Annotated in this window: 15 protein-coding genes; 2 read left to right on the top strand and 13 right to left on the bottom strand. The window is 38.2% G+C overall.

The window, feature by feature from the left end:
* Window positions 1-9: 9 nt before the first annotated feature.
* From ACHFIZ_RS09685 to ACHFIZ_RS09675, 3 genes are read right to left on the bottom strand one after another with little or no spacing between them, the layout of a single operon-like run.
* The gene (locus ACHFIZ_RS09685; RefSeq protein ID WP_410885247.1) at window positions 10-1101 is read right to left on the bottom strand and encodes an ABC transporter permease; all 1092 of its coding nucleotides are present in this window, start codon (window positions 1099-1101) and stop codon (window positions 10-12) included.
* Entirely contained in the window at window positions 1101-2240 is a 1140-nt protein-coding gene (locus tag ACHFIZ_RS09680) for a glycosyltransferase family 2 protein (RefSeq protein ID WP_410885245.1), read from the bottom strand. The genes ACHFIZ_RS09685 and ACHFIZ_RS09680 overlap by 1 nt, the downstream gene beginning before the upstream one ends.
* Entirely contained in the window at window positions 2218-3195 is a 978-nt protein-coding gene (locus tag ACHFIZ_RS09675) for a hypothetical protein (protein ID WP_410885243.1), read from the bottom strand. Before ACHFIZ_RS09675 ends, ACHFIZ_RS09680 begins: the two co-directional genes overlap by 23 nt.
* A 43-nt stretch (window positions 3196-3238) precedes the next feature.
* Between ACHFIZ_RS09675 and ruvC the strand changes: the two genes are divergently transcribed.
* Window positions 3239-3802: a crossover junction endodeoxyribonuclease RuvC gene (gene ruvC / locus ACHFIZ_RS09670; RefSeq protein ID WP_410885242.1), complete on the top strand. Its 564-nt coding sequence runs from the start codon at window positions 3239-3241 to the stop codon at window positions 3800-3802.
* 103 nt (window positions 3803-3905) lie between these two features.
* Here the strand turns inward: ruvC and ACHFIZ_RS09665 are convergent, their stop codons facing one another.
* From ACHFIZ_RS09665 to ACHFIZ_RS09620, 10 genes are all read right to left on the bottom strand, one after another.
* On the bottom strand, window positions 3906-4271 hold the full coding sequence (locus tag ACHFIZ_RS09665) for a hypothetical protein (RefSeq protein WP_410885240.1): 366 nt from the start codon (window positions 4269-4271) through the stop codon (window positions 3906-3908).
* A 318-nt stretch (window positions 4272-4589) separates the two neighbouring features.
* On the bottom strand, window positions 4590-4808 hold the full coding sequence (locus ACHFIZ_RS09660; protein WP_410885238.1) for a hypothetical protein: 219 nt from the start codon (window positions 4806-4808) through the stop codon (window positions 4590-4592).
* Between the two features lie 65 nt (window positions 4809-4873).
* Window positions 4874-5755 (bottom strand): ATP synthase F1 subunit gamma, encoded by an 882-nt coding sequence (gene atpG / locus ACHFIZ_RS09655; protein ID WP_410885236.1) that lies wholly within the window; start codon window positions 5753-5755, stop codon window positions 4874-4876.
* A gap of 9 nt (window positions 5756-5764) precedes the next feature.
* Window positions 5765-7339 carry a F0F1 ATP synthase subunit alpha gene (gene atpA, locus ACHFIZ_RS09650; protein ID WP_410885234.1) on the bottom strand — a complete coding sequence of 525 codons (1575 nt, stop codon included), beginning with the start codon at window positions 7337-7339 and terminating at the stop codon, window positions 5765-5767.
* A gap of 60 nt (window positions 7340-7399) precedes the next feature.
* Entirely contained in the window at window positions 7400-7948 is a 549-nt protein-coding gene (atpH, locus tag ACHFIZ_RS09645; protein ID WP_410885232.1) for an ATP synthase F1 subunit delta, read from the bottom strand.
* A 22-nt stretch (window positions 7949-7970) separates the two neighbouring features.
* Window positions 7971-8465 carry a F0F1 ATP synthase subunit B gene (gene atpF / locus ACHFIZ_RS09640; protein ID WP_410885230.1) on the bottom strand — a complete coding sequence of 165 codons (495 nt, stop codon included), beginning with the start codon at window positions 8463-8465 and terminating at the stop codon, window positions 7971-7973.
* A gap of 70 nt (window positions 8466-8535) precedes the next feature.
* Window positions 8536-8745, bottom strand: coding sequence for an ATP synthase F0 subunit C (gene atpE, locus ACHFIZ_RS09635; protein ID WP_108553637.1), 210 nt, complete (start codon window positions 8743-8745; stop codon window positions 8536-8538).
* A gap of 40 nt (window positions 8746-8785) precedes the next feature.
* Window positions 8786-9910 carry a F0F1 ATP synthase subunit A gene (atpB, locus tag ACHFIZ_RS09630; protein WP_410885228.1) on the bottom strand — a complete coding sequence of 375 codons (1125 nt, stop codon included), beginning with the start codon at window positions 9908-9910 and terminating at the stop codon, window positions 8786-8788.
* Between the two features lie 17 nt (window positions 9911-9927).
* Window positions 9928-10314: a hypothetical protein gene (locus ACHFIZ_RS09625; protein WP_410885226.1), complete on the bottom strand. Its 387-nt coding sequence runs from the start codon at window positions 10312-10314 to the stop codon at window positions 9928-9930.
* A gap of 45 nt (window positions 10315-10359) precedes the next feature.
* Window positions 10360-10575 (bottom strand): AtpZ/AtpI family protein, encoded by a 216-nt coding sequence (locus tag ACHFIZ_RS09620; RefSeq protein ID WP_410885224.1) that lies wholly within the window; start codon window positions 10573-10575, stop codon window positions 10360-10362.
* Window positions 10576-10675: 100 nt separating this feature from the next.
* Between ACHFIZ_RS09620 and ACHFIZ_RS09615 the strand changes: the two genes are divergently transcribed.
* Window positions 10676-13435, top strand: coding sequence for a tetratricopeptide repeat protein (locus tag ACHFIZ_RS09615; protein ID WP_410885222.1), 2760 nt, complete (start codon window positions 10676-10678; stop codon window positions 13433-13435).
* Window position 13436 lies beyond the last annotated feature (1 nt).

The raw sequence follows: 13436 nt of genomic DNA, 5'->3' as shown, positions 1-13436 counted from the left end.
AATATTCGTTTAAACAGAAATATTTTGAGATTTGACATCGAAGGCATCCCTCAATCCAATTGCCAACAAATTAAATGCATAAACCGTCAACATAATTGCCAGACCTGGAAGTATGGCCAGATACGCTGCGTCCATAATGATGTAACCATAATGTTCCTTTATCATAGTACCCCAGCTTGGCATTGGAGGTTGGGCGCCAAACCCTAAAAAGCTAAGACCTGTCTCCAGTAAGATAGCTGCAGCGAAATTAGCTGAGGCAACAACCAGGATCGGACCTGCAATGTTAGGAAGAATGTGCCGGGTAATGATCCTTGTTGTTGAAAAGCCAAGTGCTTTTGATGCTTCGATAAACTCGACTTCTTTTAAAGACATTACTTGCCCTCTAACTAGCCTGGCAACGTCAACCCAAGTAGAAAGACCTACTGCAATAAAGATCTGCCAAAAGCCTTTGCCTAATGCAAACGAGATTGCAATCACAAGTAATAAGGAAGGTAAAGACCAGATCACGTTCATAAGCCAACTTATAGAAGCATCAACCTTTCCTCCAAAGTAACCAGCAATAGCACCTAGTCCCACTCCTATAAAAAGTGAAATGAGTACGGCCATCAAGCCCACAGAGAGGGAAACCCTGATCCCCAGGATTAATCGGCTGAGCAGGTCTCGACCATAAATATCGGTGCCCAATAAAAATTTCTGCTGGTAATGGTATTGTCCCGATACTAATGGATATTGCTTTTCTTCTGCTTGCTCATCGTCGCCAATATACTCCCTGGCATATGCGTGGTTGCCCTGCTTTCTGATAGAGGTGACGGGAATACTTTTAAAATTAGATTCTTGGCCGTAAAACATTTTTTCAAGGATGTTTACTTGCCTGATATTTGGATTTATACTGATAATCAGAAATTGAAAGTTACTTCCTGGTTTTCTATTACTCAGTTGCAAATGCATGGTATTCGCTTGAGGCGTCTCATCTGGCGTTATTAAATAACCCAAAATACCCATAAGCATCAGAATCATTATAAAGCCAAGGCCCGCAAGAGCGAACCTGTCTTTCTTAAATCGTTTCCAAATCTTTTGCGAAGGGCTGTTATTTTTAATCATCACCTTACCATTCTACCTTTCCAATTATATTTCCCTGAATTTCCAGCTATACCGATATAGACAATATACATGATATGCATGATGTTAAGTAAAGGAAGCAGGATTAAGAGCTTTTTTCTTCTGGCGAATTTTGTAACCCCAATAAGGAATAAAAACTCTAAAAACATCTTAATCAGGAGCTGCACTATTGCTACTTTGAAAAGTAAAACTGTAAAAATACCGGCAAACAGGTTCAGAATAATACTGACATTGAAAACCCACACAGTGACACCCAGAACTATAATTCCTTTATTTTTATACCTTGTACTTTTAGAGGCCCATCTTTTTCGCTGTTGTATGAATTCAGCCAAGTTTGGTTTCGCATGGGTATATACAATTGCCTCCTCATTTTTTAGAAAGCCAATTTTATTACCGTAACGAGCGGCCATCTTATGCAACAACAACTCGTCATCTCCAGAGGCAAGATCGTCTATACCAGTGAAACCACCGACTTCATAAAATGCCTTCTTTTCATAGGCCAAGTTAGCTCCATTACATGTGGATGGATTGTTGTTTCCTATAGTTGAAGCTCCTAATCCAATAAGATAAAGAAACTCCAACGACTGCGCCATTTCAAAAACGCCTTTCTCTTCGAAATAGGCTACGGGAGAGGAGATCATTTTGAAACTATTTTGTTCGTAAAAGGCAACAATGGTAGCTAACCAATCTGCACCCATTCTGCAATCTGCGTCGGTAGTGATAATCAAATCTCCTCTGCATTGTCCTATTGCAGTTTGAATCGCTTTCTTTTTATACGAATTTAATGCATTAGATTCATTTAGCGTAATCAAATTGACACCTTTGTCCGCATATGAAGAAATAATTCGAGCAGTATGGTCAGTAGAATGGTCGTCGATAATAATGATTTCGGTCAGACCATTTGAATAGCTTTGCTTAAGCAAATCTTCAATTGTCTTAGAGATGATTTCTTCTTCATTCCTTGCCGCTACAATAATTGAGACAGCGGTAGATCCTGACTGTTCTGAGGAGGGTATAAAGTCAGTCAATCGGCTCCATCCTCTAATAAAAGAACAAACTATTACTCCATATATAAATGTAAGCAGATAGGAAAAAAAACTAATTGCGGGGAGTATTTCCAAAAAAGTTCAGTTTAATCACGAAATAAGAGCCTAATATAGCAGGAATTATAATATTTGTCAGCCATATGCTTGCCGTACATGCAATGACGGCCACGTCTTGGTCGGTAATGAAACTGAAGAAATAAGAAGCTGTAACACTTCTTACACCGATGTCGAACAAGTCTAATGAGGGAAGTGTGGATTGTACGAAAAACAAAATGCTGACCATCATCAAAATATCTAGATGATGAATTTGTGGAATAAGCCAATAAAATAGGATAAAATATTGACTGCTAAACACAGCATATCTTGCAAGGCAGAAGAGCAGTATTTTTAGCAGTTCAATTTTTTTATACCTTCCAAGGATGCTGTAAAACTTCTTATATTTCCTTGTGAATTTCATCGAAAGTAGCATTCCATTTAACCATTTTATATTGAAATAGAAGGTAATGAAAAATGCACAAAACATGATGGAGAGCATCATCAACGCATAGAATAATCTGTAGTCTAGGTCTGCAAACCGATAGATAAAAAAGCAAAGTGCAACCGCCCCAAAGACATTGGTCAAAACCATCTGACCAATATTTCCAACAGCCATAGCCACAATACCAACTATTCGTCTATTAGGAGATAGGAAAAACACCCGACCGCCATACTCTCCCAGTCTGTTCGGCGTGAATACAGCCCATGTCAATCCGCAAAATACAGATTCTATCGCTCTCCAAACTGTTATCTGCTCCACACTAGAGATCAGCTTCTTCCATTTCAAGGCTTCTAGTCCCCAGTTAACAAACATAAGAAGTAATACTATGCCCATTACGAAAGTAATTTCCAGCATAGGCAGACCGCTTAAAAGATTTTCAAATGACTTAAGATTCTGGTTAGCAGTGAGCTTATTATAGATAAACCAAAACGCGAATAAGACGATGCCGGATTTGATAAAAACTGAGAAGATCTTTTTGTATCTGGTGGTCACTTTGTTCCTTTTACTATCTGCAAATATGCTTAATATTGTGGTAATGTTGATCGAAAAAAAAGAGCGGGTAATAATGGGTATCGATCCAGGCACATCCATAATGGGGTATGGGGTTGTACTAGAGCGAGGTAGTAAAATTGAACTCATTACAATGGGAATTGTTCGCATGGATCATCTAGATGATCATTTCCTGAAATTACAGCGCATATTCGAAAAAACTATAGTTCTGCTTGATGAGTTCAAACCTGATGTACTTGCTCTGGAGGCACCCTTTTATGGAAAAAATATTCAGGTAATGTTGAAACTTGGAAGAGCACAGGGTATAGCAATGGCAGCTGCACTTTCGCGAAACATACCAATTGCTGAATATGCTCCAAGAAAGATTAAACAATCGATAACAGGTAATGGAAATACCAGCAAGGAACAGGTGGCAGCAATGTTGCAGCGTCTATTGAATTTCAAAGAAACGCCAGAGTTTCTGGATGCAACAGATGGACTCGCCGTAGCCGTATGCCACTCTTTTCAAAGAATATCAACATCTGGCTCCGGCAAGTCTTACTCTGGCTGGGAAGCTTTTGCTAAAGACAACAAAAAAAGGGTAAAATGATCAGATTAAATGGCGGCTTTAGGTTTGCGGTAATACTTGTAGCTAAAATATCCAATACCAATAGCAGCTCCATAAATATATTCTATCCACCCTGCAGGTTCAATCAAAGCCTACTAAAAAATTTAGGCCGATAATCTTCTAATTTTTCGTTTTCTACCATCATCCTTTTTACAGTATTATCCTGGTAGAAGCTCATAGTAATGGTTCTATAGTTCACACGCTCATCAATGCCTGAATTTTCAACTTTCCTATCAACGTAATTATCTTTAAGGTAATATGCCGTTTCCACGTTATTATTTTTCCTATTCGCATGATTATTTAGCTGTTCTATAGCCTCTACCTTATTCTCATTCTTAAGTTTATTGGCCAGGTACAAAATACTCTGGTCATCCATCCTCATAGATTGCTGGTCCATAAATACCGCCATCTTTGCGACTTTGTTAGTGAATTTATCGATTTGATCGAACATCCTTAACCCTGAATCTCATATCAGTCGTCTTCATAATTTTCTCTACTAGGGTTGTATCTGAACTTTCAAGGGAAGGACTGGTTTGATCAGCGGTGTCTACAAAAGACCTTTCTCATTTGAGCATCCGAAGATGGCTGCGGAAAGGAATGCCAGAACTGAGTATTTTTTCATGATCATATTGGTTAGAATTCACCCATAATACCAAACTATAAAATAAGTGATTTTAAAGCCCGTTTGACGTCGAAAGCGTAGAAATGGCAAAATAAAGTCCTTACCGATCAATAATCGATAAGGACTTTATTTTAAACCGCTTAAAATTTAGGCGGCTAATATTTTAAATACACCCTTACAAGCGATAAATGCGCCAACAAAGAGGATCAACCATGAAACGATAGACAATGTAGTGGAATCAAACGCAAACCGAAGGTAGACACCAACAAGACTTACTAAAACTCCCGCAACAATCATGGTGTAGATTGAAGTTTCGTTTGCTCTTTTCATGCTTTCTTCCGTACTCTTATTTGTTGTATTTTCCATGTCCTAATGATTTGTGATCAAAAATAATATAATTATCCTAATCCTATATGTTAAACCTAATAATACTATCCATTTAATGCAGCTGCACCACTAACAATCTCTGTTAACTCAGTGGTAATCGCCGCTTGGCGCGCCTGGTTGTAAGATAATTTCAATGCCTTTAATAAATCGCCCGCATTTTCCGTTGCTTTGTCCATTGAGGTCATACGTGCTCCATGTTCAGCAGCATGCGAATCTAAAACCGCTTTGTATAGTTGTATTTTAATAGACTTCGGTATCAACTGCTCAACAATATTCTCTTTAGAAGGTTCTAAAATATAGTCAATGTCGGCTGGTTTAACCTGCTCTACTGTTGCATTCTTAGGCAAAGGCAACAATTGTTCAGTCGTCAAGATTTGAACTGCAGCATTCTTGAACTTATTGTAAACCAATTCTACTTTGTCAAACTTGCCTTTCTCAAAGCCTTCCATGATAGACTCCGTAATTTTTGTTACGTTTTCGAATGTTAAAGCTGCATATACTTCGTTATTGTTTCCGATTGTGTTATAGTTTCGCTTCTCATAGAAATCCTGAGACTTTTTACCGATTGCCACAATGCTAACATTACCATTTTTATACTGCTCATTGTACTTTTGGGCAATTAAATTATTCGTTGCTTTAATCACGTTCATATTAAAAGCACCTGCTAATCCGCGGTTAGAAGAAACAACGATGATCAACACCTTGTTGGGCTCACGCTCCTGGATAAAAGGAGAAGATGATCCTTCTAAGCTAGCTGAAAGATTTCCAAGGATCTCTTTCAGTTTAGTAGCATAGGGACGTAATTGTACTATAGCATTTGTAGCACGCTTCAACTTAGCAGCCGAAACCATCTTCATGGCTTTGGTGATTTGCTGCGTAGATTGTACTGACGCTATACGAATTCTTACTTCTTTTAAATTTGCCATTGTATATTATTAGTATCTGCCCGAAAGTTCTTTTGCTACAGTTTCCAACACTCCAGTGATTGTATCATCAAGCTTTCCAACTTTTAAAGCTTTCAAAGTATCAGGATGACGCAATTCTAGTTGCTGTAAATATTCTGCTTCGAATTCCCTTACTTTATTCACAGGAACTGAACGCATGAGATTTTTAGTGCCAATGTAAATGATTGCAACTTGCTTCTCAACAGTCATTGGTGAGAATTGACCTTGCTTAAGAATCTCCACGTTACGCGAACCTTTATCTAATACAGATTTTGTAGCAGCATCTAAATCAGAACCGAACTTAGAGAAAGCCTCTAATTCACGGTATTGTGCCTGATCAAGTTTCAATGTACCTGCAACTTTCTTCATTGATTTAATCTGTGCATTACCACCCACACGGGATACCGAAATACCTACGTTGATAGCCGGACGAACACCTGCGTTGAACAAGTTACTCTCTAAGAAAATCTGTCCGTCAGTAATCGAAATTACGTTGGTCGGGATATATGCAGAAACGTCACCAGCCTGAGTTTCGATAATTGGCAATGCCGTTAATGAACCACCACCTTTAACGATTCCTTTTAAGGATTCAGGAAGATCGTTCATGGCCTGTGCGATCTCATCATTTGAGTTGATCTTAGCAGCACGTTCTAATAAACGACTGTGAAGGTAAAACACGTCACCAGGATAAGCCTCACGACCTGGTGGACGACGTAACAATAATGAAACCTCGCGGTAAGCCACGGCTTGTTTAGAGAGATCATCATAAACGATCAAAGCTGGTCTGCCCGTATCACGGAAGAACTCACCAATTGCTGCACCAGAGAATGGAGCATAGAATTGAAGAGGAGCCGGCTCAGCAGCAGAAGCAGCAACAACTACTGTGTAAGGCATTGCACCATTCTCTTCAAGAGTACGTACAATGTTAGCAACAGTACTTGCTTTTTGTCCACAAGCAACATATATACAGAATACAGGGTTACCTGCTTCATAAAATTCCTTTTGGTTAATGATGGTATCAATACAAACCGCAGTTTTACCAATTTGCCGATCTCCGATTACCAACTCACGCTGGCCACGTCCGATTGGAATCATACCGTCAATTGCTTTAATACCAGTTTGCAGAGGCTCAGTAACCGGCTGACGATAGATTACTCCCGGAGCTTTACGCTCAATAGGCATCTCATAAGTCTGACCTAAAATTGGACCTTTACCGTCGATCGGCTCACCAAGCGTGTTTACCACACGACCCAACATACCTTCACCAACTTTAATTGAAGCAATTTTCTTGGTACGCTTAATAGTATCACCTTCTTTGATATTGTCTGATGGCCCTAAAAGAACCACACCCACGTTATCCTCCTCAAGGTTCAATACAATACCCTGTAAGCCAGATTCAAACTCAACTAGCTCTCCAGATTGAACTTTAGTTAAACCATAAACACGGGCAATACCATCACCCACTTGTAACACAGTACCTACTTCTTCAAGTTCTGCTTCTGATTTGAATCCCGCCAATTGTTGCCTGATAATTGCCGATACTTCGTCTGGTCTTACCTCTACCATAATTTTATATTATTTCTTTTGTAAATCAGTAAATGTTATCTCATATAAATTGTCTGGATATTACAAGATACCCTGAGCAAATTCTTTTTTAAGTTTGTTCAAGCCATGAGCTATACTTGCATCAAACTGCCTGTCGCCTACTTTTAAAATGAAGCCACCGATTAGCTTTTCGCTAACTTTTGACTTGATCACAACTTGATTTGCATTCGTTTCTCTTTTAACTATCAATTCAATCTCTGCCTTGCTCGCTTCTGTCAGCTCAATTGCAGAAGTAACTTCTGCAGTGACAATCCCCTTTATGACATTGTATTGCTCGATAAATGCTTTAGCAGTAACAAATAAAATCGCAGCGCGACCTTTCATCACAACTAACTTCATAAAGGTACTTGTAAGTGGTTGAACTTTACTACCAAAAATATCTTTCAGAATACCAGCTTTTTTGTCCAAAGGAACAATTGGATTTTTTAGGATGGCCTCCAGCTCAGAGTTTTCGTCGATAGTTTTTGCCAACAAAACCATGTCACCTTTAATTACTTCAAATGCATTTTGCTCATTTGATAGGTCAATTAGTGACTTAGCGTATCTTGAGGCTGCTTTATTTTCTGACATTTTCTTTAATTATCTAGGGCGACTAGTTTAATTCGACATCCTTTAAAAAGGTATTTACCAATGCTTGTTGAGTAGCTTTATCCTGCAATTGATTACGTAAAACACGCTCAGCAATATCAAGGGATAAGCTAGAAACCTGATTCTTCAGTTCTACCAAAGCAGCTTTCTTCTGATTCTCAATTTCAATTTTAGCCTTCTCAATCAATTTAGCTCCTTCCGTATGCGCTTGCATTTTTGCCTCATGAAGAATGCTATCTTTTAAGGACTTAGCTTCTTTCAATATCAGGTCACGCTCTAAACGTGCTTGCTTCATCAACTCCTCGTTCTGAGCAGTTAAACGTGCCATTTCCTGTTTTGCAAGTTCAGCTTTATTTAAAGCCTCATCGATAGACTGCTCACGTTCTTTAATGGCTGCCAGAACTGGTTTCCATGCAAATTTAGCCAATAAGAACATCAGCAATAAAAACGCTATCGTTTGAAGGATAACCAAGCCAATTTCCGGTACTAGTAATTCCATCTAGGTGTATTTTATTATTTTATTCTTTAATAAAAAATGTACCAGGCCAAACGCCTGGTACAAATTAACTTTAGCCATTACCCATTAGGGCAACAACTACTGCAAATAACGCAACAGCCTCAACGAAGGCAGCAGCGATCAACATCGCAGTTTGAATTTTAGAGGCAGCTTCCGGCTGACGAGCGATACCATCCATAGCGGAACCGCCAATTTTACCGATACCTAGACCAGCGCCAATCGCAGCTAATCCTGCACCAATTGCAGCAATACTTCCTGTAATCATGATTTTATATATTATAGTTGTTAAAAAATAATTCTAATTAATGATGCTCTTCAATTGCCATTCCAATAAATAAGGCCGACAAGATTGTAAATATGAACGCTTGAATAAAAGCAACAAGCAATTCGATTGCTCCGATGAATACCGCAAATGCGACAGACACTGGGGCGATGTATAAACTGTCGAAAACAAACACAAGACAGATGAGTGAAAGCACTAATATATGACCAGCGGTAATGTTCGCGAACAAACGTATCATCAAAGCAATTGGCTTAGTAAAAATACCAAACAATTCAACTGGAACCATTACAATATACATCCACCAAGGCACGTTTGGCATAAAAATATGCTTCCAGTAATATTTATTACCATTGAAAACGGTTATACAGAAAGTAGCTGTTGCCAGTACTAAAGTTACCGCTATATTTCCCGTAAGGTTTGCTCCTCCTGGTAGGAAAGGTACCAAACCTAACATATTGTTGAACCATATGAAAAAGAAAACTGTCAATAAATAAGGCATAAAACGCTCATATTTATGACCAAGGTTTGGTTTAGCTATATCATCACGAACAAACAAGATGATTGGCTCCATCCACGATTGCAATCCTTTTGGAGACATTCCTTTGCGTTTCTTGTAGCCATTAGCAACATTCAGAAAAACAGCAAGTATAACCACAATAGAAATCAATAATGTACAAGCATTCTTCGTTAGGGAAACATCTATCGGCCGCGCATTGGTTGCATGATGCTTTTCATCAAGATCAACATATTGTCCGTGCTCATTCGCAGTTTCAGATGCGTAATATATCTTTTCATGCACTTTAACAAAACGGAGGCCCTTACGCTCTACAATCACGGCTCCTTCATCATCGTGATGAAAATCGCTGGAACTGAAATTTACAAATCCATTTCTAGTGTACAGAATAATAGGAAGGCTGATGTAAGTATCGCCAATTACATGCCAACTGTGCGAGTCTGCAATGTGGTGCAATGCAAACTTTCCTATATCAAATTTCTTTTTGGTAGTCTCACGATGAGCTTCTTCAGAAATATAGGTAGAATCTGTTTGCGCAAACACTCCTGAAGCAGAAAAAAACGCTAGGAAAAGCGTAAAAACAACAATTAACCTTTTAACTTTAAACTCAAAAACGTGGCTACAATCCATTTAGTCGCAGATTTTTACTATTTATTTTGGTGGCGCAAGTTACGTAACAAACAGTATATTTCAAAGAAGCTGAACAATAAATATAAAGAAAAAAAGTTCAATACAAATACCTTCCCCTTTTCGTTGCTATTGAGACTGTAAATCAGCACAAAAGCCATTGAAAAAATCATTTTTAATGCGATTGATCCCATAATCGCCATTATACCACTTCCAGGGTTCCTTTTAATCCCCAAATCAGCAACTGCATAGGCAATAAATGTAATACCAGCTAAAAATCCGAACATCATCCAGAAATTACTCGCCAAAATTCTTAGGTCTGAAAATTGGTTCTGCAATACATAAGCGATACCTGCAAGAGTTAAGGTGTAAATGAGATAGAAAATGCCAAAATGTAGTAATTTCAATTTAAAAGATTTTCAACAAAAGTAAAGAATTACAATCATTAAACTCTAATTCTCCTTTTTATTGAGCTGCTTTACCACTTGGTATAAGGAGATGATTACACCAATCAAACTAAATATCGCTGAAAAAATTGGGGCTTTAGTTTGATTGTATTTGTCTAACTTAAACCCTATAAAAGCAAAAACGCCGATGGTTGCCAACATTTGAAACCCAATTGATGAATACCTTGCGAAGTTGTTTACATTTTTATTGTTATCGTCCATATGTCAAATTAATAAATGTTGATTAATTCATAACTTAATAATGAATAAAATACTTTTGCATTTAATTTGTAATTTTAAGTATTAACCCTAAACATCGTTTTTGAAAAGTTCCAATTTATATACGCTAAAGTTATCACTATTTAGTCTATGCATCTTCACATTGTTCGCTTGTAGTACTCAAAAAGATACGGCAACGAGCAGGGGCATGCAAAATTTAACTGCTCACTATAATTATATCTATAATGCCAACCTGGCGCTTCTGAATCATCAAACAGAACTAAACGAAACCTATAGCGGTAATTACGATCAGATCCTCCCAGTATACCTCGGTCCTGAAGTGTACAATACGCAACTCAATGCCTCCCTCAATATTAAGAGCATGGATGAGATCATTAAGAAATCACAAGTCATCATTCTCGAAAAAAATTTTAGTAAATACGTTGATGAGGCTTATATTCTGCTGGGTAAGGCGAACTTTTTTAACGGCAACTACTACACCGCCTCTGAATACCTCGATTACGCTGCGAAAACTTACCGAACCAATATTAACAGCTATACCGAAGCATTGACATGGAAAGCAAGGAGTCTAATGCAAATTGACAGAATCTCTTCTGCAAATACCGTTCTGGATAGCTTGGAATCCGTCGTACCATTGATAAAAATAGATAAAAATCTTGCAGAACCTTTCGCCACCATGGCTCAAATGAGTATCTACCAAAATAATAATGAAGCGGCAATATCCTACATTAAAGATGCTATAAAATCAAGTAAAATTCGCCAGAATAGGATTCGCTGGACCTACATCCTTGCCCAGCTATATGAAAAACAGAAGAATTATCCAGACGCTCTAATTCAATATCGAAAAGTGCAAAATAGCAACGCGCCTTTCGAAATGTATTTCAACGCCAAGCTAAGACAGATCAAATTGAACTCGGAGCAGGGAAAAGTTGTAGACAAAAAAGCTTCACTGCTCGCACTTCTCAAAGACGATAAAAATACAGAATATAGCGATCAGGTATATTTCCAGATTGCAGAAAGTTTAAATGATGGTGGTGCATTTGAAGAAGCACAAGCAAACTACCTGACAGCAATCCAAAATAGTACTTCTAATCAGTATAGGAAAGGCCTTTCCTATCTTAGAATTGCAGAGTTGAATTTTAAGTCTTTACGAAACTACCTGAAAGCAAAATCCTATTACGACAGCACAGTGAATACACTACCGAAGAGCTTTCCTGGCTATGAAACGATCCTTAAGAAAAGCTCAAACCTCCAGTATCTTACACAGAGATATGAAACGATAAGTTTGGAAGACACCTTGCAGGCCATTGCAAAATTACCAGAGACCGAACGTCAAACCAAACTTCAAAACTTCGTGAATCCGGTTTCCGAGAAAACAGTTGCAACTACCGGGACTTCAGTAGACTATAACTACCAACCTCTAACTAATAGAAATCCTACGCCACAAAGTTCCTTTTATTTTAGTAATCTCATCGCGGTAGATAAGGGGTACTCCGAGTTCAAAAAGAAATGGGGCAATCGCAAACTGGAGGCTAACTGGCGACAAAGTATTCGAACCTCTGCTCAAGCTACCTCTCAGGATATAGCCGGTGCTATTGCCATCGTCAGGTCGGGTGCAGACACACTCGCCGCTGTACCTGTTAATATAGAATCTCTAATACAACAATACACCGCATCGTTACCTGTGTCTGAACCATTGTTAGCGGCCTCCAATCAAAAAATTATTGATTCCTATTACGAGATTGCAAGTTTTTATCTACAAGAAATTAACGATCCCAAAGAGGCGGAAGATGTCTATTTGACGCTGATTCGAAGATTTCCAATCAACAATCATCTTGACGCCGCCTTATATAGCTTATACTTGATAAATAAAGCAGGTGATCTGAAGCAGTCTACCATTTACAAGAATCAGATTTTGCTCCAATTCCCAAATTCCGTCTACGCTAAGACAATAACCGACCCGTCTTTTTCTGTAAGACAGTCTGAAGCTGAAGTTGCCGTTAACAAACAATACAACAAGGTATTTGACCAATACTTGAAGAAAGATTTTCCTAGCGTAATTCTTAGTGTTAACGAAGCCGAAAAATTACAGGGTAATTATTTGTCGCCACAACTTGCTTATTTAAAGGCGATAGCTATCGGCAGAAGTTCTCCCGTTGACAGTCTTTTAACCACATTTAACCGCATTATTCTTTTATATCCAAATGATCAGGTAATTACTCCGCTTACCAAAGAGCACTTAGAATACATCAATCAACATCTCGAAGAATTCAGAAGACGAAGCGTTGCATTGGTAGATTTCGACCCAAATGAGCCTCCATATATAGGTAATAGCAATACTATGCCGTTACCTATAAACCAACCTTCAAATGTACCAGTGCAGAACACGAATCCACCAATAATTGCAAACAATCCTGTTACAATAACACCTATACCAACAGCTCCCACTCTTATAGCTTTTCCCGGAGTTAAAACAGATGGAACTTTCAGTGACGCTGCTTCCACAGTTTACTATTTTATTGTTGATGTTGAAGATGCGTCATTGACCTTAAGTTCTTCAAGATTTGGTATTGGACAATTTAATCGTGGAAACTTCTCAGGCAGCAATTTACGTCATCGATTAAAAGAATTTGACAATGATCAACTGATATATGTTGGGAACTTTAGTAGTTTTGAAGACGCTAACAACTATGCTAACGGAATAGGCCCCCAATTAAAACAAATAATGAAGGTTCCCGTTAGCATCTACACCAGCTTTATCATAAGCAAAGAAAACTTTGATAAGCTCAACAGTAAAGCTTTGCTGGATAAATATTTAGAATTTTATAAAAACAGCTATTAAC

The sequence above is a fragment of the Pedobacter sp. JCM 36344 genome (genome assembly GCF_046546555.1).
Lineage (GTDB): Bacteria > Bacteroidota > Bacteroidia > Sphingobacteriales > Sphingobacteriaceae > Pedobacter.
Note: the sequence above shows the minus strand (reverse complement) of the source record. Positions and strands in the feature narration are given on the sequence as shown.